The sequence below is a fragment of the Bacillus paranthracis genome (assembly GCF_024296885.1).
GTDB classification, from domain to species: domain Bacteria; phylum Bacillota; class Bacilli; order Bacillales; family Bacillaceae_G; genus Bacillus_A; species Bacillus_A paranthracis.
In genome coordinates this window covers 155,001-174,296 of the sequence record NZ_CP101135.1, presented here as the reverse complement: position 1 = coordinate 174,296, position 19,296 = coordinate 155,001, and the positions used below count along the sequence as shown (strand labels likewise).

Sequence of the window (19,296 nt, the reverse complement as noted above, 5' to 3'; positions counted from 1 at the left end):
CGGATATCTATTATATAGTTCTAAAATCTTTCATACTTTCCCCAAGTATATAGTGTGAAAACCACATCAAATTCTGCTTCATAATAGCCACATGAACTCCTGGTTGGTCAGAACTATATGCCATTTCTTTAAATATAATTAGTTCTGTATCAACTTCCATATCTCTTAATCCTTCATATAACTCATATGCATTTGTAACTGGAATTCTTGCATCCTTTTCGCCATGTTGGATTAAGGTAGGCGTACAGGCTGATTTAATATATGTCATTGGTGATGTTTTCTTATATATATCCGGATCATTCCATGGAGTATTTCCTAAATGCATTCTAATAAAATAAGGGATATCTGTATTTACGTAATGAGTACTCCAGTTCGTAATTCCGCCCCCAACTGAAATCGCTTTAAATCTATTACTAAATGTAGAACAGAACGCTGATATATATCCTCCGTTACTCCATCCCATAACTCCTACTCTATCTTTATCTACAATCCCTTTTTCAACTAGTTCATCCACTCCAGATATAACATCATCGTAATCAGCAAGTCCTTGTTTTCTGTAGTTCGCTTTTAAAAATTCATTGCCATAACCAGAACTTCCTCTATAGTTTGGCTCTAAAACGATAAAGCCTTTTTCAACAAACTGTTCAATCGGATATTTCTCATTGAAGCAGTCTGAAAATATCGGAAAAGATGCCCAAGCCGGACCTCCGTGAATTACTACTAATAAAGGATATTTTTTATTTGAGTCAAACTCTACTGGTCTTGATAAAACACCCTCTATTTTAAGACCATCACTACTTTGCCATGAGATGATTTCCCTGTTGCTTTTAAGCTTCCCTTCGAAAAAGCTATTTTCATTCGTTATTTTTTTATCGTCCAAATAGATTTCAAAGGTTTCATTTGTTATAGCTTTACTATAGGTTATATGATTGCCATCCTTTGTTATAGAAGCATCCATTATAAAACCATCTACGTTGTCACTTAATACTTCCATAGTGCCATCTTCAGCTAGTAACCCAATACGATAATTCGTTTTATCCTGCCATCTAATTAAAATCCCTTTAGCTATCCACTGTAATGGCATAACCGTACTATCAAAGTTTGTTAAGGGCTGAAGTACCTCTCCAGTATTCATATCATATATCTCTAATGTACTCTCTTGTATATGGTTTCTATAATACTCCTTCTCTCTTATGCTTGCTGAGTAACATATTTTGTTGCCCTCAGGAGAAAAGCAAACGCTCCCGCCCAACAACCTATCTACATTCATCTTTTGTAGTTCCTCAGCTTCAACATCTAATATATATATATCACCATTCATATAATCGTTTAGGCTTGGTGTAGCCATACATACAACTTTTTTCCCATCATTTGAAATATCAAAGTCATGGATATAAAAATCCTTACCATCAGTTAATTGATAAACACCGTTAATCTCTCGTTCCTCTTTATCATTTTGTATCACTTTTTCTATTTCAACGTAGCATAAACAATTATTTTGATGTTCCTTACCTACATGTTGAAAATCTCCATATAGCTCCTTACGTTTCTTTATTTCCTCACATTCTTTTGACTGTGTAATATAATAAAAACCTTTACCGGTAGGATTCCATTTGAATATACTGATTCCTTCTTCCTCATTAGTAATTTGCACCCCACCATAACCATCTAATGACTTAACAAAAATTTGATTTTTCCCATTACCAACAGGGCTAAGGTATGCAATATCCCTAGAATTTGGAGACCATAACGGGCATGTACTATCTATATCCCCATTTGTTAATGGATAACTCTGCCCTTTACCTTTTTCATATATCCATGCATGATTTCTATATGTATTGTCTTTCCAGTTAGCTGTCCTCTTAACAAATGCTACATTTTTGCCATCATCGCTTATATTGGTACTTGATAAGGTTGGTAATGAAATAATCTCTTCTATACTTAAATATGTTTTTTCACTCACTTTCATCCATATGCCCCCTTGTAATGTCCATAAATCTCTCGTCTTTTTTTGTCGTAATAAAGGAAATTGTTCACGAATACTTAAAATAGTAACGGAAAATTCAGATAAATAAAAGTGAATCCGATAAAGTAAAACTTTAATCTATAGAGTTCTATCCACTCAAATTAAAGATTATGTGGTATTTATCTAAATGGGAAAAATAAACGCATTTTGATTCATACATTCGTTTAAAGTGAACTTCCATCAGTGAGAGTCTTATAGCCTACGAATTGTGGAATAAAAAATGGACTAAGAATTTAATCTTAGTCCATTTTTTATTTTATATCCATTTTGTATGGAATGTACCTTCTTTATCTACTCGTTTATACGTATGCGCTCCAAAATAATCGCGCTGCGCTTGCAACAAGTTTGCAGGTAATTTGGCAGTACGATAGCTGTCATAATAAGAAATTGCTGCTGAAAATGCAGGTATCGGAATGCCCTGTTGTACCGCCATTGAGATAATTTGGCGTAATCCACCTTGATATGACTCTACAATTTCTTTAAAGTATGGATCAAGTAAAAGGTTCGGTAGGTCAGTGTTAGTCTCATAAGCCTCTTTAATGTTCTGTAAAAAGGCAGCACGGATAATACATCCGCCTCTCCAAAGCATAGAAATGCTGCCAAAATCAAGGTTCCAATCATATTCCTCAGAAGCTGCCTTCAATTGCGTGAATCCTTGTGCATAAGAACAAATTTTACTCATATATAAAGCTTGGCGCACCGCTTCAATTAATTCGGCTTTTTCAACTCCAATTGCCGTTTTATCTTTAGGGCCAGATAAAACTTTGCTTGCGTTCACACGCTCTTCTTTTAAAGCAGAAATGCAACGTGCAAATACAGATTCCGTGATAATAGGCAGAGAGATACCTAAATCAAGCGCGCTTTGACTTGTCCATTTCCCTGTACCCTTTTGTCCTGCAGTATCAAGAATAACATCCACTAATGGCTTACCAGTTTCTTCATCTTTCTTCTTGAAAATATCGGCTGTAATCTCAATTAGATAGCTGTTCAGTTCACCTTTATTCCATTCAGCAAATATTTCATGGAACTCTTCTGCAGTCAAATCTAGTGTTTGTTTCAAGAAGAAATATGCTTCACAAATTAATTGCATATCTCCATACTCAATACCATTGTGAACCATCTTTACATAGTGTCCTGCCCCATTAGGTCCGATATAAGAACAGCAAGGCTCGTTATTCACTTTTGCAGAGATGTTTTCAAGCATATCCTTTACTTTTTCGTATGCATCCTTCTGTCCGCCTGGCATAATAGATGGTCCCTTCAATGCACCCTCTTCGCCGCCTGACACACCTGCCCCGATGAAATTGATTCCTTCTTCGGCAAGACGTTTGTTTCGGCGAATTGTATCGACAAAGTATGTATTACCACCGTCAATTAAAATATCACCTTTATCGAGGTGAGGGACTAGAGAATCAATCGCTTTATCTGTAATTTCCCCCGCATTAACCATTAATAAAATCTTTCTAGGTGATTCAAGTGAGTTAACAAACTCTTCAACTATATGAGTACCAACTAAGTTTTTACCACGGTTTTCCTCAATGGTTTCATCAACTTTTTCCTTTGAAATATCATATAGGGCAACAGAATACCCTTTGCTCTCAAAGTTAAGTGCGAGGCTTTTTCCCATAACGCCCACACCAACAACTCCAATTTGTAACTTTTCCATATTCTATCGTTCCTTTCCATGTATGTTACTCTGTATTATAGTATATATACCTAAAATAACACTTTAATCAAATAATCCAACTTTTTCATTTCAATAGGCTCTGCCAGTATTCGTGCAAAAGGTTAAAGGGACACGGCACATCACTATCAAGTTAAAAAATAAAGAGAAATTTTCATCCTTATTAATCAATCATGAAAAATAACTGGTTAATTATGAAAAATCACATTAAACAGCTTCCGTATCCCTTTTACTGTTTAGAAAGATCTATACAAATAAACTTAATAATAAAGTAAACCCTAATCCGGCTACAGAAACGATAGTCTCAAGTAAAGTCCATGTTGCAAATGTTTCTTTCATGCTTAAACCAAAGTACTCTTTGAACATCCAGAAACCAGCATCGTTCACGTGTGAAGCAATTAAACTACCAGCCCCTGTTGCAAGGACAACTAAAGCAAGGTTAACATCAGATTGACCTAACATCGGAATCACTAAACCGACAGTTGTTAATGCAGCAACCGTAGCAGACCCCAATGAAATACGTAAGATGGCAGCGATAATCCATGCGAGCAAGATCGGTGATAAGGAAGTTCCTTTGAATAATTCGGCTACATAGTTACCAACGCCGCCATCAATTAATACTTGTTTGAAAGCGCCGCCTCCACCAATAATTAAGAGCATCATCCCAATATTCGAGATCGCTGTTGTACAAGATTCCATCACGTTTTTGATTGGAATATTTCTTGCCAATCCCATTGTATAGATCGCAACTAGTAAGGATATCAACATGGCAGTATCCGCATTCCCAATAAACTCGATCGTTGCTAGTAAACTATTATCTTTGAATCCCATTGTTTTTTGCAGCAAAGTAATAATTGTAGCGACTGCCATTAAAAGAACAGGCAGTAAAGCGGTAAAAACACTGATTCCAAAACCAGGGGTTTCTTCAAGTTTAAATACTTTCTGCTCACCTAATGATTGGATATTACCGGTTTTTGTGAACGCCTCAGGTACTAGTTTTTTTGCAAGTTTAGTAAATACAGGTCCAGCTAACACAACCGTTGGAACCGCTATCATAAAACCATAAAGTAATACTTCACCGATGTTTGCATGCAATTCACCAGCGATAGCAGTTGGTCCTGGGTGTGGTGGTAAAAATCCGTGTGTTACAGATAAAGCAGCTGCCATCGAAATACCGAGATATAAGATAGAAACTTTTAATTCTCTTGAAATTGCAAATACAATCGGGATTAATAATACTAATCCTACTTCAAAAAATAATGCAATCCCGATAATAAATGAGGCAGTCACAACAGCCCATTGAATGTTCTTTTCACCAAATTTTTTCACAAGGGTCATGGCAATGCGTTGTGCACCCCCAGAATCTGAAAGCAACTTACCTAACATCGCACCAAGTCCAAAAACGAGTGCTAAGTGCCCAAGTGTTCCGCCTAATCCCGCCTCAATGGTTTTAAAAATCTTTTCTGGTGGCATTCCAAGTGCTAACGCAACCCCGACGGATACAATGATTAATGAAATAAAGGTATTTAATTTAAAGCGCATAATCAGTAAAAGTAATGCTAAAATCCCAATTGCTACAATGACTAATGGCATCGTAGTTCCCCCCTAATCTTAGCTGTATTTGTATTGATCCCGCTATTCGTGGGCAGTAAGGCCCCCACCACCTCGAGATTTAGATAGAAGCGAGGCATGGGAGATTACTGATGAAAGTTTTACTTTATTAAATTTCTTTGATAATTTGCAATTCGTGTATAATCGTCTTCTAGCGCCCTTGATAGGTTAATAAATATAGGCAGTAATTGTCTGTATTCTTTTGTTGCTTCTTCTTTCGGTGTATGTTTGTAGGTACTGCCAACCATTTCGGAAACGATTTCAAAAGAATCAATTTTTCCTGTGGCATAGAGACCTAATATACATGCACCTAGACAAGAGCTTTCGTAGCTCTTTGGAACAACGACTTCAGATGCGAAAATATCGGACATCATCTGTCGCCAAACGTCAGACCTTGCGAAGCCGCCTGTTGCTTGAATACGAGTTACAGGACCATCCATGCATTCTGTTAATGCTAAAAATACAGTGTATAAATTATATATAACGCCTTCTAAAGCTGCACGAATCATATGTTCCTTCTTATGTGACATCGTTAAACCGAAGAAGGAACCACGTACATCTGGATTCCATAATGGTGCACGTTCCCCTGCGAGGTATGGATGGAATAATAATCCGTCTGCACCAGGTCTCACGCGTTCAGCTATTTTAGTTAATACATCGTATGGATCAATTCCTAGTCTTTTCGCAGTTTCTACTTCTGATGAAGCAAGTTCATCACGAATCCAACGAAGGACCATTCCTCCATTGTTTACCGGTCCACCAATTACCCAATGCTTTTCCGTTAAGGCATAACAAAATATTCTTCCTTTTTTATCTGTTTGTGGTTTATCAATGATGGTCCGAATAGCACCACTTGTTCCAATTGTGACAGCAATCTCACCTTTTCGAATTGCATTCACACCTAGATTAGAAAGCACCCCGTCACTAGCACCAATGACAAACGGTGTTTGGGAATCGATACCAATCTTTTGGGCTAAATCTGGATTGCAGTTGCTAAATGTTTGGGTGGTCGGTACGAGTTCAGATAATTGACTTGATGTTATACCAGCAATTTTTAAAGCTTCCTCATCCCAACCTAGTTTTTTTAAGTTCATCATCCCCATGCACGAGGCGATGGAATGATCAACAACATATTGATCAAAGAATTGTTTGAAGATATATTCTTTGATTCCAATATATTTTTTCGTTCTAATCGCAATTTCCGGATGATCATTCACGATCCATGTAATTTTACTTAATGGTGACATTGGGTGAATAGGTGTTCCTGTTCGTCTATAAACTGCATGGCCATTCAGTTCATCTTTGATTTTATGTGCCCATGCCTCACTACGATTATCTGCCCAAGTGATACAAGGTGTCAGCGGCTGATCATTTTCATCCATGGCAATGACACTATGCATAGCACTGCTAAATGAAATAAACGATGGTTTTTTATCTGAATGCTGTTTCGTTATATTTGATATCGCTTGTAAAACAGCTTGGAAAATCTCTTCTGGATCTTGTTCCGCTGTGGATATATCCGGTGTGCGAAGTGGATAACCAATATTCTCGGTTTGAATGACTTCGCCTTTTTCAGTAAATAAAACTGCTTTCGTACTTGTTGTACCGATATCTATACCTAACATATAGCTACTCATGTCCTTGCTCAACTCCTTTAGATAACATTTGTTGTGACATCCAGAGGTCTTCGACTTTCCCTTGAACATCATCAAAGTTTTGATGTAAGGCCTCAATCATGAGGGCTCGATCTTTTGATTCGATTGCTTTTATATAAAGCTCATGATTTTTAATAATCCGTTCAAAATCTTCGTACTTTTCCTTGAAACGAGTACGCATTGATAAAAGGATTAAGCTTTCCATAACAGGCTTTAAATTATTCCAAATCATCAGGATGTAGGAATGCTCAATGGTTCGAATAATCGTTTCATGGAATAAGAGATCTTGATAAGAAAATTCATCAGAATCATGATACTTAATGGCGATTTTCATCATTTCCATTATTTTATTTAGTTCTCTTACTAAATCATTTGTGTCCATCTTTCCAAGTCGCTCAAAGATAAACGTTTCTATAAGTAAACGAACATCATATATTTCTTCAATTTCTTTCTCGGTTAAACCAATGACAACTGCGCCCATTCTTTCTAAGCGAATAATATTTTCAGAAGCTAGTAATTTTAATGCTTCACGAACGGGTGACCGACTTACAGAAAAATCGGCAGCTATTTTATTTTCTGACAGGATGGTACCGCTTTCAATTGCACCTGCAATAATGCGCATTCTCAATTCGCTCGCAACACGATCACCTGTAGAAGCTTTTGAAAGCCATTTTTCAGGATAAAGAAATTCCATTGATTTCGTCATAAATCCACCTCGTGTTAATCAAGTATACTTGTATACAAGTATTATAACTCGGATTTTTAATTATGCAAGCGCTTTTATTGTTCGCGTTGGTTCTATTAGAGGAAAACCCATAATTATTAAGCTAACAAATCAAGTCACCCCAAAACTATTATTGTTGATAAAGAAGATTTAGGAAATGGAAAACTAAACAAGTGGTATGAAAGACAAATAATTATAGAATCTATGTAAAAAGAAGCAGCTACCTTTAAATGGAGAGGTAGCTGCTTTTTTAGTTGTTCATATTCTGCTGATGCTTTGAAATTAATTTAGACATATAGACAAAACCCTAAATTACGTATTGTCTTGTAACTCCATGAATATCTATTCGCGCTATTGTGTTTATACACTGCTCATTGATAGTTTCCCGATTAATTCTCAATAACATCATGTAACCTCTCAGCAAACTCTTTATGATGCACTGTGTTATAACCCACATGATGTCCTGGAAACTCTGCCAATTCTGTTCCGAGGTGTTCTGCTAAGTTGAATGCGCAATGATAAGGAAAAGTTTCTCTTGAAATACTTCCACCAGCTGGACGTACCTGTATCGATGCAGGTTTTAATAGGGACTTTAATGCATCGATATTTAAAGTATAGCTGAGAATTCCCGGGATTTCATACTCAGTGAAATACATCGAATTGCCAAGTAGTCGCTCTGTTAGCATATCCTTCGATGGTTCGGAATTACTATCATCAATATTTGACAATAACTTCATGACCTCACTTTGATGATTCCCTTTAAGGTCTTCCATGAAATTTATAGCCTGCTTCAACTCATTTTCAGATAATAGTTGTAATAAAACCGGTTCGTGTGGAATTAGTAACTGTACCTGCTCAGGATGACGTATGTACAAATCAAGTCCGATAACAGCACCAGAACTACTTCCAAATACATAAGCCGGTTCTTTGGTCAGATTAGCTAGCAACCGATGAGCATCTTCGCTATGCGTGTGCACATGGTAATCCTCATTTTTATTGACGAGATTGCTACGGGAATGACCACGACGATCGTAAGTAACAACGGTATACCATTTAGCAAGATGGTCGGCGACATTATGGAACTTGTCGGCATCACCACCCCCACCATGAATCAAAAGAAGAATTGGACCCGAGCCACGCACCTCATAATAGATGCTTGCTCCAATTACTTGCAATGTTCCGTTTTTTACTATACTCATTTGTACATTCTTCCTTTCTTTTGTCATCTCCCTTAACATTACATGATTGGTGAATGATATAAAATGCAGGAAATAACTAAGAAACAAATTCACCATAAGAAAAAGCAATGTGTGGCTTTAAAATAAAGTTTGATTAAAAATATTGTGTTAAACCATATTCTAAGATGAATAAAAAGAAACCATTTTGAAAAAGTCTAATCAAAATGGTTTCTTATCCAACAGGTTTATGTTTATGTTTTATAAAAAAGTTTGATCATAGCTTATTTACAATTCTTTAATTAAAGAGATAAAGCATCGCACCTTTTTTATAAACGTCTTAACTTTATTTCAAAACTACACTATATTTACTAACCTACTAATCTCCTACTCAACCGTAACAGACTTAGCTAAGTTACGTGGCTTATCAACGTCACACTCGCGGTGAAGTGCTGCGTAGTATGAGATAAGTTGTAATGGAATAACTGCTACTAGCGGTGCTAGTGCTTCGTGTACAGCTGGTAATACGAAGCTGTCACCTTCCATTTCTAAGCCTTTCATTGAGATGATACATGGGTTAGCTCCGCGTGCTACTACTTCTTTCACGTTACCACGAATTCCAAGGTTTACGTGTTCTTGTGTAGCAAGTGCGATAACTGGTGTACCGTTTTCGATTAAGGCGATTGTACCGTGTTTTAATTCTCCTCCAGCAAATCCTTCTGCTTGGATGTAAGAGATTTCTTTTAGCTTTAACGCTCCTTCTAATCCTACGTAGAAGTCTACGCTACGTCCGATGAAGAAACAGTTACGAGTTGTTGCTAAAAATTGTTTTGCTAATGCGTCCATTTCTTCTTTTTGATCACAAAGTTGTACCATTGCATTTGCTACAAGTCCTAGTTCGTGTGTTAAGTCAAAACCAAGAACTTCACCTTTTGCTTTAGCAATATCTGCAGCTAAAATTGAAAGTACTGCAAGCTGTGCTGTGTAAGCTTTCGTTGATGCAACGGCGATTTCTGGTCCCGCGTATAACGGAAGTGTATAATCCGCTTCACGAGAAAGTGTAGAACCAGGTACGTTTGTAATTGTTAATGCTTTATGACCCATTTCATTTGTTTGTACAAGTACTGCACGGCTATCAGCTGTTTCACCACTTTGTGAAATGTAAATGAAGAATGGTCTTTCTGTTAATAATGGCATGTTATAAGAGAATTCACTTGCTACATGCACTTCAACTGGCATTTTTGCAAACTTCTCGATAAATTGTTTTCCAACAAGACCTGCATGATAACTTGTTCCACATGCAATGATGTAAATACGATCGCTATCTAAAATCGCATTGCGGATGTCTTGATCTAATTCAATCTCGCCATTTTCATCTTGGTACTTTTGAATTATATTACGGATAACAAGTGGTTGCTCATCGATTTCTTTAAGCATGAAATGAGGGTATGTTCCTTTTTCAATATCACTTGCGTCTAATTCCGCTGTAAACGGTGCACGTTCAATCGTTTCACCTTGTAAGTTTTTAATTGTAATACTTTCTTTCGTTACAATTACAATTTCTTTATCCATTAATTCAATAAATTGATCTGTAACTTGTAACATCGCCATAGCGTCGCTCGCCACAACATTAAAGTTGTCACCAACACCTACTAATAGCGGGCTTTTGTTTTTAGCAACATAAATCATGTTTGGATTTTCAGCATCAAGTAATCCGATTGCATAAGAGCCATGTAAAAGAGATAGCGTATTACGGAACGCTTCTTCTACACTTAGTCCTGTGCTCACTTGTTGTTCCATAAGCTGTACGATAACCTCTGTATCCGTTTCACTTACGAACGTTACATCTTGTAAATATTCCTTCTTCACTAACTCATAGTTTTCAATTACACCGTTATGAACTAGTGTAAAACGCTTTGATGTACTTTGATGCGGATGCGCGTTTACTTTGCTCGGAACACCATGTGTAGCCCAGCGTGTGTGACCGATCCCCACGCTTGTTGCTACGTTCTCATCTACGATTTCGCGAAGTTTTGCAATACGGCCTTTTTCTTTGTATACAACAACACCGTTCTCTGCTTGTACTGCAATACCTGCTGAATCATATCCACGATATTCTAGCTTTTCTAAACCTTTTAATAAAATTTCCTTTGCATCTTGCTCTCCAATAAATCCTACGATTCCACACATGTTTAGTCGCCGTTACAAATGCTTACACTGCTCTGCGAACATGTAACGACATAGTCCGATACCATTTTTATTTATACTAAAAAACGGATTACATATTGCTAGCCCTGTAAGCTTGTAACGGCTTTCACCTTCCTCTCGATTGGGTTTAAGTCCGTATATACTTATACAGCTAGTTTGTATCCGTTCCTTTTCTCTCATCACACTTTCACCTTTGTCCACTAAGTCACCTTAATGATTTAAGTAAAAGCTTGCGGTTGTGATGAACAACCGGGAGCCATCCGCCGAAATCTCGATAAACCCCACCTCGTCAACTACACTACTTGTAGTTCTGGCGCTTCTATAATTTACAATATTTCCTTTGAGAAAAAGAACAAGACCATCTTATAACAAACATGGATAAACCGTCAATGAAAATTTTTTCACCATCTATAAAACATATGAAAAAGGAGCACTTATTGTGCTCCTTTTCAATAAATTTATTAAATTATTCAGCGCCAACTTCCGCTTTCACAACTTCTACAATGCGATGTACATATGCATCACAAACTTCTTGTGTTGGTGCTTCTGCCATTACACGAATAAGTGGTTCTGTTCCAGATGGACGAACAAGAATGCGGCCATCACCATTCATTTCTTCCTCTACAACACGAATAATTTCTTTAATTTTTTCGTTTTCTAGTGCTAGTTTTTTATCTGTTACACGAACGTTTACTAGTAATTGCGGGAATTTTGTCATTTCTCCTGCAAGCTCAGATAATGGTTTTTTCGTCATTTTCATAATGTTTACAAGTTGAAGTGCACTTAACATTCCATCACCAGTTGTAATGTAATCAAGTAAGATAATATGGCCTGATTGTTCTCCACCTAAGTTGTAACCTCCGCGCTTCATTTCTTCCATTACGTAGCGGTCACCAACTGCTGTTTTATCACTTGTAATACCGTTAGCTTCAAGTGCTTTGTAGAAACCTAAGTTACTCATAACTGTTGAAACAACTGTATTATGCTTTAGTTGACCAGTTTCTTTCATGTACTTTGCACAAATAAACATAATTTGATCGCCATCAACAATGTTTCCTTTTTCATCTACAGCGATTAAACGGTCACCATCACCATCGAAAGCAAGACCAATATCAGCACCTTTTTCTTTTACTAATTCAGCTAATACTTCTGGATGCGTAGAACCTACTCCATCGTTAATGTTCATACCGTTTGGTGAAGTTCCCATTGTTGAAATATCAGCTTCTAAATCAGCAAATAAGTACGGAGCTAAAGAAGAGGTAGCACCATGCGCACAATCTAAAGCGATATGTAAACCTGAGAAATCTTCCTCTACAGTTTGTTTAATGTATTGTAAATACTTTTGTCCACCTTCAAAATAATCACTCACTTGCCCAAGGTTCGTACCTGTTGGACGTGGTAATTCATCCACTTCTTTGTCTAATAAAGCTTCAATTTCTGCTTCTTGCTCATCTGTTAATTTAAAACCGTCTGAACCGAAGAATTTAATTCCGTTATCTTGTACTGGATTATGAGATGCAGAAATCATAACACCAGCTTGTGCATCTAACGCTTTCGTTAAATAAGCAACACCTGGTGTAGAAATAACACCAAGACGCATTACTTCTGCTCCAGTTGATAATAGACCTGCTACTAAAGCTCCTTCTAACATATGTCCTGATATACGTGTATCACGGCCGATAATTACTTTTGGACGGTCTGTATCTTTTGTTAATACATAACCACCAAAACGTCCAATTTTGAACGCTAATTCAGGTGTTAACTCCTTATTCGCAACCCCGCGTACTCCATCTGTACCAAAATATTTACCCATTATGATTCGCTCCTTTTTCTGGCTCTTTTTGATTATCTACTGTTGGCTCTTGGCTAGTTTCTTTATCTTTATTTTGTTCCGATTCCTTCTCCTTTTCCTTTTCCTTTTCTGGATCAGGCTTAGGTTCAGGTTCAGGATTTTTTGGTGTTTCAGTTTGATTATCTTTATTATTATTTGAATTTGGTTGCTCACCGTTACCCTGTACTTCTTTATCGGGATTTTCTTTCTTCACAATTGTAACTTTAGCACTTTTTTGTTTTGGCTCTATTGAAATATTACCAGGGCCACTCACTTGAATCGCAACATCCTTCGTCCCAGGAGACACATTTTGTAGATTAATCACTGCTGTTATTTGAGCAGCTGTTATTTTATCTACTATACTTGTTTCTCCTGAAATATCAACGCTTATCTTCCCATCTTGCGGCGAAAGTAACTGGGCCGTAACGTCTTTAGAAAGTCCATTTTTTTGAATTGATATACCATCAATCGTTCTTGTTTTCGTTTGTTTTGTTTTTTGTACGCCTACTGAAACCTTTACTTGATTTGGCTTCGCACTTGTTACACCCTTTGGTAATAAAACAGAGGTATCGAATGTTGTAGACTCTGTCAATTGACTAAGATCTACTTCGACCCCCTCTATCGATTGTATATTATCCAATATATCTTTTGGACCTGCTATCGTGACTTCTCTCGGCTCAACGCTAATATTTGTAACGGCCAATCCTTCCGGTAAACTCCCCTTTTTCGCATATGTTATAGGAACAGTTTTTTCAGTATTATTGGCCGTAGCTTGCGTCGCCACATTCAACGTTACACTAATTTTAGATGGACTTGTTCTTACATTTAAACGTTTTCCTTCTTTATTGTATAATGTAACTTCGGCTGTTTTTGTAACAGTTTTATTAACACCTTTTAAATCAACATACGCCTTAGCAGATGAAATACTTTCAATTTCTTCTTTCGTCCCAACTACCTCAACCGTATCAGGTTTAATGTTTGATTTTTCGAGAGTAGCACCAGCTGGCATTTGATCCTCATTTGATAATTTCAAGTCTACATGAACATATTTTCTCGCTTTTTCATGAAGAGTAATTTTAATTGTTGATGGCTGAACTGTTCCTTTCACATCATCTGGAAGTCCATTCGTTTTCAAAGAAACTTCATACGTTCCTTTTTCGCTACCTCTCAAATCAACTGGTATATCAAATTGTTTTTTCGCTTTTGCCGTAGCAACTGCTGCTTTTGGACCCTCTAACTTCACCTTAACGCCCTCTGCCGGAATACCACTTACAATATATTTCTCTTCATCATACTTAACGTTAATAGCATAATTAGTTAATGTTTCTTTCGCATCATTTGCAAAAGGTAGTATCCCCGATGTCGTATTTTTTTCAGTTAAAGTCGCTGACATAAAAAGCATACACGCCAATAGTAATGAGATCCCCTTTAAAAACCAATGATTCTCCATTAACTTATCCATGACGCTTTCTCCTCCAATTCCATAAAGACGAAGAAGTCGTTTTTTCGTTCGCACTAAATTCAGATAACAACATATCTTTCAGTTGTTCTGTCTTTAAATCACGATGCAACTTACCATTTTTCGTTAAAGAAATTTGGCCTGTTTCTTCCGACACAACTACTGTAATACTATCAGTAACTTCACTAACTCCCATTGCAGCGCGATGCCTAGTTCCTAACTCCTTAGAGATAAATGGACTTTCCGATAACGGAAGATAGCAAGCTGCTGCTTTAATGGTACTTCCTTGCATAATTACTGCTCCATCGTGAAGAGGTGTGTTTGGAATGAAAATATTAATGAGTAATTCCGATGATACGTTTGCATTTAGCGGAATACCCGTTTCTACATAATCACCCATACCGGTCTCTTTTGACAAAGTAATTAATGCACCAATTCTACGTTTTCCCATATATTCCGTTGCTTTCGCTATCGCTGTTGCAACCATTTCAGGCTCATCATCCTCATGAGTTCCAGTACGCGAAAATAAACTCCCGCGTCCTAGCTGCTCAAGCGCTCTTCGCAATTCTGGCTGAAAAATAATAATAACGGCTAAAAATCCCCACGTTAATACTTGTTCAGTTAGCCAATATAGCGTTCGCAATTCAAGGAAAATACTGATCATCCGAACGACAATAATAACTGTAATCCCTTTTAAAAGTTGAACAGCTTTCGTCCCTCGGATTATAAGAATTAGCTTATATATAATAAACCATACAACGGCAATATCTAATGCCGTACTAAGATATTTCAAAATGGTCGTATCTTCAAAAGGCATGCTAACCCTTCCTCCTACTTACGAGCAATTCTATCCATATATTGAAATATTATTTTATGCTCTATCTGTATGTATTTCCAACAACTAGTTAATTATACCATACATGAAACAAACGACAATTACAAACAACCCCCCTTTAGTCTAAATTGGTAAGATGTCAAACATTCTTATCGTACAGTATAATATAAATCATTATTATACGCCTATTTTCAAATAAAAAAAGCAACTTCTCAGTTGCTTTTCTTACATTTATTTTAGTTTTTCACCGAATAAAGAACCCATTAAAGCAACCGCTGTTGTTGCCGTTCTATTTCGCTCATCTAAAATCGTATTTACCTCAACAAACTCGGCAGATGTAACAATATCAGCTTCCGCTAACATCTCCATTGCTAAATGGCTTTCACGATAAGATAAGCCACCAATTACAGGTGTTCCAACTCCTGGTGCATCATGAGGATCAAGACCATCTAAGTCTAATGATAAATGCACACCATCAGTATGAGATAAATACGCGATTGTTTCTTCCATAACAGCCGTCATACCCATACGATCAATCTCGTGCATTGAAAATACTTTAATACCTTCATTTCGAATAAAGTCTTTTTCTCCTTCATCTAATGCACGTGCACCGATAATTACAACATTCTCTTTTTTCACCTTTGGATATGCCCCGTATAAATCTACAAGCGTCGGATGTCCATACCCTAAACTTGCTGCAAGTGACATACCATGAATATTTCCAGATGGTGAAGTTTCTTCTGTATTTAAATCGCCATGTGCGTCATACCAAATAACACCTAGGTTTTTATAATGTTTCGCAACACCAGCTAATGTACCAATAGCGATACTATGATCTCCACCTAATACAAGTGGAAAACGTCCTTCTTCTATAATATGATCCACCTTACTTGCTAATTCGTTACATACAGTTGCAACTTGTGTAAGGTTTCTTAAGCTTGTATTTACATCTACTTCTTTTTCTCTCTCTATACATATATCTCCCATATCTTTAACATCATATCCAATTTCTTCAATTCTTTCAATTACACCTGCATAACGGATTGCGCTCGGTCCCATATCAACTCCACGACGCATCTGTCCTAAATCCATTGGAACTCCAATAACTGAGATTTCTTTTTTCATAGATAGTATCCCCCTTCTGTGCCTTCACCAAATATTTTAAATCTTTTATATAGTCTGACTCAACTCGACATTTTTCTGTATGGATATACAAACTATTCACTTATATTCGCTTTGAAATCCAAATTTTAAGACTATTCCATGTATAAAGTTAACTTAATGAAACAACTACTATCATTATTATTAGATAACAATAAAAAACACTCCCCCATTTAGAAGTGTTTTTCTGATGCTATTTTCCACACTGCTGCAATATTCTTTGCTGTCATTTCGATATTATCTTCTGCTACTTTATATGCCTCCTCTAATGTCATCGGACTTGTTGTAATACTAAATACTGCATCAATTCCTTTTTCATGAACAGCCGAATAATTCGGAGATACCGATCCCCCAATAGCAATGACAGGAATATGAAAATGCTTTGCACGCTCCGCAACACCTACTGGGGCCTTTCCATATGCTGTTTGTTCATCTATTCTCCCTTCGCCAGTTATAATTAAATCTGCACCTTCTATATGCTTATCAAAATTTGTATAATCTAATACAATTTCAATTCCTCTCCGCAAGCTTCCCTTTAGCACTGCAATAACAGCTGCTCCCATACCTCCTGCAGCTCCTGCACCAGGTATTTTAGATACGTCGCAAAATAGGTATTGTTTAAGGATATGCGCATAATGCTTTAAATTCTCATCCAGCTCTTTCATCATCTCTTCATCCGCACCCTTTTGTCGCCCAAATACGAAAGATGCTCCTCTTATTCCAACTAACGGATTATCTACATCACATGCTGCTTCTATCTTTATATGCTTTAAGCGTGAATCCATTTGTGAAAAATCAATAGAGACAATCGAATGTAACGTTCCACCAGACGGCTCTATTACTTCTCCTTTTCCATTTATAAACCTGACTCCTAAAGCTGACAACATACCCGCTCCTCCATCATTTGTAGCACTTCCTCCAAGTCCTAAAATGATACGCTCAGCTCCTTCGTCTAGCGCATGTAGTATAAGTTCTCCTGTTCCTTTCGTCGTCGTAATAAGTGGGTTTCGCTTTTTAGCCGGAACGTGTTGTAAGCCTGATGCTGCTGCCATTTCAATAAACGCTGTCTTTTTATCTTTAGACATACCGTAAAAGGCTTGTACGCTCTCTCTAAGCGGTCCTGTCACATGAAATGATATAATCCTCCCGCTTGTAGCATCAACAAGGGAATCGACCGTTCCTTCCCCTCCATCTCCAATTGGTATTTTTACGTACTCTGCTTTAGGAAAAATTGCTCCAAAACCTCTTTCAATAGCTTCACATACTTCTATAGCTTTTAAGCTTTCTTTATATGAATCAGATGCAATAACAACTTTCATAATTATCCCCCATCCTTTATTTTCACGTTTTCTCCATTTTAAATGACAAGTATGAAAGTTGTCTTTTCAAACACAAAAAAAGCTTACATCATATGATGTAAGCTTTCTCTATTAGATGGAGCCTAGCGGGATCGAACCGCTGACCTCCTGCGTGCAAGGCAGGCGCTCTCCCAGCTGAGCTAAGGCCCCTTAGTAATTAAGCGGAAGACGGGATTCGAACCCGCGACCCCAACCTTGGCAAGGTTGTATTCTACCACTGAACTACTTCCGCGAAAATGGTGAGCCATGAAGGACTCGAACCTTCGACCCTCTGATTAAAAGTCAGATGCTCTACCAACTGAGCTAATGGCTCGTAAATGGCTGGGCTAGCTGGATTCGAACCAGCGCATGACGGAGTCAAAGTCCGTTGCCTTACCGCTTGGCTATAGCCCATTAATATTTACTAGTATGGTTATCTTTTCAAAAAAATAAACCCTCTCAGGTTATTTTAAAGAAAATGGTGGAGGGGGGCAGATTCGAACTGCCGAACCCGAAGGAGCGGATTTACAGTCCGCCGCGTTTAGCCACTTCGCTACCCCTCCGACATTTAAAATATATATGGTGGAGGATGACGGGATCGAACCGCCGACCCCCTGCTTGTAAGGCAGGTGCTCTCCCAGCTGAGCTAATCCTCCAAAAGTGGTGACCCGTACGGGATTCGAACCCGTGTTACCGCCGTGAAAGGGCGGTGTCTTAACCACTTGACCAACGGGCCAAAAAAGTTTTAAACCTATTCCCAAGCTTCCAACCGGGCTTGAACCGGTGACCTCTTCCTTACCATGGAAGTGCTCTACCAGCTGAGCTATGGAAGCATAATGGCTCCGCAGGTAGGACTCGAACCTACGACCGATCGGTTAACAGCCGATAGCTCTACCACTGAGCTACTGCGGAATAATATAAGCCTGGCAACGTCCTACTCTCACAGGGACAAGGTCCCAACTACCATCGGCGCTAGAGAGCTTAACTTCCGTGTTCGGTATGGGAACGGGTGTGACCTCTCTGCCATCATTACCAGACTTTTATCATTATAAACATTTCTTTCGAAATGTCAAGAAGAAAATTATATATTCCTTCAAAACTAGATAACATTGCTACATATTATATGGTTAAGTCCTCGATCTATTAGTATTCGTCAGCTCCACATGTCACCATGCTTCCACCTCGAACCTATCAACCTGATCATCTTTCAGGGATCTTACTAGCTTACGCTATGGGAAATCTCATCTTGAGGGGGGCTTCATGCTTAGATGCTTTCAGCACTTATCCCTTCCGCACATAGCTACCCAGCTATGCCCTTGGCAGAACAACTGGTACACCAGCGGTGCGTCCATCCCGGTCCTCTCGTACTAAGGACAGCTCCTCTCAAATTTCCTACGCCCACGACGGATAGGGACCGAACTGTCTCACGACGTTCTGAACCCAGCTCGCGTACCGCTTTAATGGGCGAACAGCCCAACCCTTGGGACCGACTACAGCCCCAGGATGCGATGAGCCGACATCGAGGTGCCAAACCTCCCCGTCGATGTGGACTCTTGGGGGAGATAAGCCTGTTATCCCCGGGGTAGCTTT

Annotated in this window: 13 protein-coding genes, 9 tRNA genes and 2 rRNA genes (1 of these 24 cut by a window edge); all 24 read right to left on the bottom strand. The window is 38.0% G+C overall.

Annotated elements, in window-relative coordinates; all coding sequences use genetic code 11:
* Nucleotides 1-10: 10 nt before the first annotated feature.
* Nucleotides 11-1,969, bottom strand: a complete 1,959-nt coding sequence (locus NLJ82_RS01000; RefSeq protein WP_000868456.1) for a S9 family peptidase — start codon at nucleotides 1,967-1,969, stop codon at nucleotides 11-13.
* 313 nt (nucleotides 1,970-2,282) lie between these two features.
* Nucleotides 2,283-3,692: an NADP-dependent phosphogluconate dehydrogenase gene (gene gnd / locus NLJ82_RS00995; protein ID WP_000413557.1), complete on the bottom strand. Its 1,410-nt coding sequence runs from the start codon at nucleotides 3,690-3,692 to the stop codon at nucleotides 2,283-2,285.
* 264 nt (nucleotides 3,693-3,956) lie between these two features.
* Complete coding sequence (gntP, locus tag NLJ82_RS00990; RefSeq protein ID WP_001131723.1) at nucleotides 3,957-5,303, bottom strand: gluconate permease GntP; 1,347 nt, start codon at nucleotides 5,301-5,303, stop codon at nucleotides 3,957-3,959.
* 119 nt (nucleotides 5,304-5,422) lie between these two features.
* Nucleotides 5,423-6,958, bottom strand: a complete 1,536-nt coding sequence (gntK, locus tag NLJ82_RS00985) for a gluconokinase (protein WP_000100533.1) — start codon at nucleotides 6,956-6,958, stop codon at nucleotides 5,423-5,425.
* Nucleotides 6,951-7,682: a gluconate operon transcriptional repressor GntR gene (gene gntR, locus NLJ82_RS00980; RefSeq protein ID WP_000167470.1), complete on the bottom strand. Its 732-nt coding sequence runs from the start codon at nucleotides 7,680-7,682 to the stop codon at nucleotides 6,951-6,953. The genes gntK and gntR overlap by 8 nt, the downstream gene beginning before the upstream one ends.
* Before the next feature lie 407 nt (nucleotides 7,683-8,089).
* Nucleotides 8,090-8,899: an alpha/beta fold hydrolase gene (locus NLJ82_RS00975; protein WP_000029419.1), complete on the bottom strand. Its 810-nt coding sequence runs from the start codon at nucleotides 8,897-8,899 to the stop codon at nucleotides 8,090-8,092.
* Nucleotides 8,900-9,262: 363 nt separating this feature from the next.
* Complete coding sequence (glmS, locus tag NLJ82_RS00970; RefSeq protein WP_000334168.1) at nucleotides 9,263-11,065, bottom strand: glutamine--fructose-6-phosphate transaminase (isomerizing); 1,803 nt, start codon at nucleotides 11,063-11,065, stop codon at nucleotides 9,263-9,265.
* A gap of 12 nt (nucleotides 11,066-11,077) precedes the next feature.
* Nucleotides 11,078-11,263 carry a hypothetical protein gene (locus tag NLJ82_RS00965; RefSeq protein ID WP_001208183.1) on the bottom strand — a complete coding sequence of 62 codons (186 nt, stop codon included), beginning with the start codon at nucleotides 11,261-11,263 and terminating at the stop codon, nucleotides 11,078-11,080.
* A gap of 286 nt (nucleotides 11,264-11,549) precedes the next feature.
* A complete protein-coding gene (gene glmM / locus NLJ82_RS00960; protein ID WP_000521474.1) occupies nucleotides 11,550-12,896 on the bottom strand; it encodes a phosphoglucosamine mutase in 1,347 nt (448 codons plus the stop codon).
* Nucleotides 12,889-14,376, bottom strand: a complete 1,488-nt coding sequence (locus NLJ82_RS00955) for a CdaR family protein (protein ID WP_000359579.1) — start codon at nucleotides 14,374-14,376, stop codon at nucleotides 12,889-12,891. The genes glmM and NLJ82_RS00955 overlap by 8 nt, the downstream gene beginning before the upstream one ends.
* Nucleotides 14,369-15,190: a diadenylate cyclase CdaA gene (gene cdaA / locus NLJ82_RS00950; RefSeq protein WP_001115701.1), complete on the bottom strand. Its 822-nt coding sequence runs from the start codon at nucleotides 15,188-15,190 to the stop codon at nucleotides 14,369-14,371. Before cdaA ends, NLJ82_RS00955 begins: the two co-directional genes overlap by 8 nt.
* Nucleotides 15,191-15,439: 249 nt before the next feature.
* On the bottom strand, nucleotides 15,440-16,333 hold the full coding sequence (gene rocF / locus NLJ82_RS00945) for an arginase (protein ID WP_000711569.1): 894 nt from the start codon (nucleotides 16,331-16,333) through the stop codon (nucleotides 15,440-15,442).
* A 209-nt stretch (nucleotides 16,334-16,542) separates the two neighbouring features.
* A complete protein-coding gene (locus tag NLJ82_RS00940) occupies nucleotides 16,543-17,688 on the bottom strand; it encodes a glycerate kinase (RefSeq protein ID WP_000869573.1) in 1,146 nt (381 codons plus the stop codon).
* A gap of 116 nt (nucleotides 17,689-17,804) precedes the next feature.
* Nucleotides 17,805-17,877, bottom strand: a tRNA-Ala gene (locus NLJ82_RS00935).
* Nucleotides 17,878-17,887: 10 nt separating this feature from the next.
* Nucleotides 17,888-17,959: transfer RNA gene (locus NLJ82_RS00930), tRNA-Gly, on the bottom strand.
* A 5-nt stretch (nucleotides 17,960-17,964) separates the two neighbouring features.
* A tRNA-Lys gene (locus NLJ82_RS00925) sits at nucleotides 17,965-18,040 on the bottom strand.
* A gap of 5 nt (nucleotides 18,041-18,045) precedes the next feature.
* Nucleotides 18,046-18,120 (bottom strand) — tRNA-Gln (locus NLJ82_RS00920).
* 65 nt (nucleotides 18,121-18,185) lie between these two features.
* Nucleotides 18,186-18,269 (bottom strand) — tRNA-Tyr (locus tag NLJ82_RS00915).
* Nucleotides 18,270-18,286: 17 nt separating this feature from the next.
* Nucleotides 18,287-18,362, bottom strand: a tRNA-Val gene (locus NLJ82_RS00910).
* A 5-nt stretch (nucleotides 18,363-18,367) separates the two neighbouring features.
* A tRNA-Glu gene (locus tag NLJ82_RS00905) sits at nucleotides 18,368-18,442 on the bottom strand.
* Between the two features lie 24 nt (nucleotides 18,443-18,466).
* Nucleotides 18,467-18,539 (bottom strand) — tRNA-Thr (locus NLJ82_RS00900).
* 4 nt (nucleotides 18,540-18,543) lie between these two features.
* Nucleotides 18,544-18,618: transfer RNA gene (locus NLJ82_RS00895), tRNA-Asn, on the bottom strand.
* A 9-nt stretch (nucleotides 18,619-18,627) separates the two neighbouring features.
* A 5S ribosomal RNA gene (gene rrf / locus NLJ82_RS00890) occupies nucleotides 18,628-18,743 on the bottom strand.
* Nucleotides 18,744-18,829: 86 nt separating this feature from the next.
* Nucleotides 18,830-19,296 (bottom strand): 23S ribosomal RNA (locus tag NLJ82_RS00885); it runs 2,456 nt beyond the window's last position.

Bases quoted from the DNA above. Each gene is read 5' to 3' on its own strand.
- gntK (WP_000100533.1), bottom strand. From the start codon at position 6,958: ATGAGTAGCTATATGTTAGGTATAGATATCGGTACAACAAGTACGAAA.
- NLJ82_RS00955 (WP_000359579.1), bottom strand. From the start codon at position 14,376: ATGGATAAGTTAATGGAGAATCATTGGTTTTTAAAGGGGATCTCATTA.
- gntR (WP_000167470.1), bottom strand. From the start codon at position 7,682: ATGACGAAATCAATGGAATTTCTTTATCCTGAAAAATGGCTTTCAAAA.
- glmM (WP_000521474.1), bottom strand. From the start codon at position 12,896: ATGGGTAAATATTTTGGTACAGATGGAGTACGCGGGGTTGCGAATAAG.
- NLJ82_RS00965 (WP_001208183.1), bottom strand. From the start codon at position 11,263: ATGAGAGAAAAGGAACGGATACAAACTAGCTGTATAAGTATATACGGA.
- cdaA (WP_001115701.1), bottom strand. From the start codon at position 15,190: ATGCCTTTTGAAGATACGACCATTTTGAAATATCTTAGTACGGCATTA.
- NLJ82_RS00940 (WP_000869573.1), bottom strand. From the start codon at position 17,688: ATGAAAGTTGTTATTGCATCTGATTCATATAAAGAAAGCTTAAAAGCT.
- gntP (WP_001131723.1), bottom strand. From the start codon at position 5,303: ATGCCATTAGTCATTGTAGCAATTGGGATTTTAGCATTACTTTTACTG.
- NLJ82_RS00975 (WP_000029419.1), bottom strand. From the start codon at position 8,899: ATGAGTATAGTAAAAAACGGAACATTGCAAGTAATTGGAGCAAGCATC.
- rocF (WP_000711569.1), bottom strand. From the start codon at position 16,333: ATGAAAAAAGAAATCTCAGTTATTGGAGTTCCAATGGATTTAGGACAG.
- glmS (WP_000334168.1), bottom strand. From the start codon at position 11,065: ATGTGTGGAATCGTAGGATTTATTGGAGAGCAAGATGCAAAGGAAATT.
- gnd (WP_000413557.1), bottom strand. From the start codon at position 3,692: ATGGAAAAGTTACAAATTGGAGTTGTTGGTGTGGGCGTTATGGGAAAA.
- NLJ82_RS01000 (WP_000868456.1), bottom strand. From the start codon at position 1,969: ATGAAAGTGAGTGAAAAAACATATTTAAGTATAGAAGAGATTATTTCA.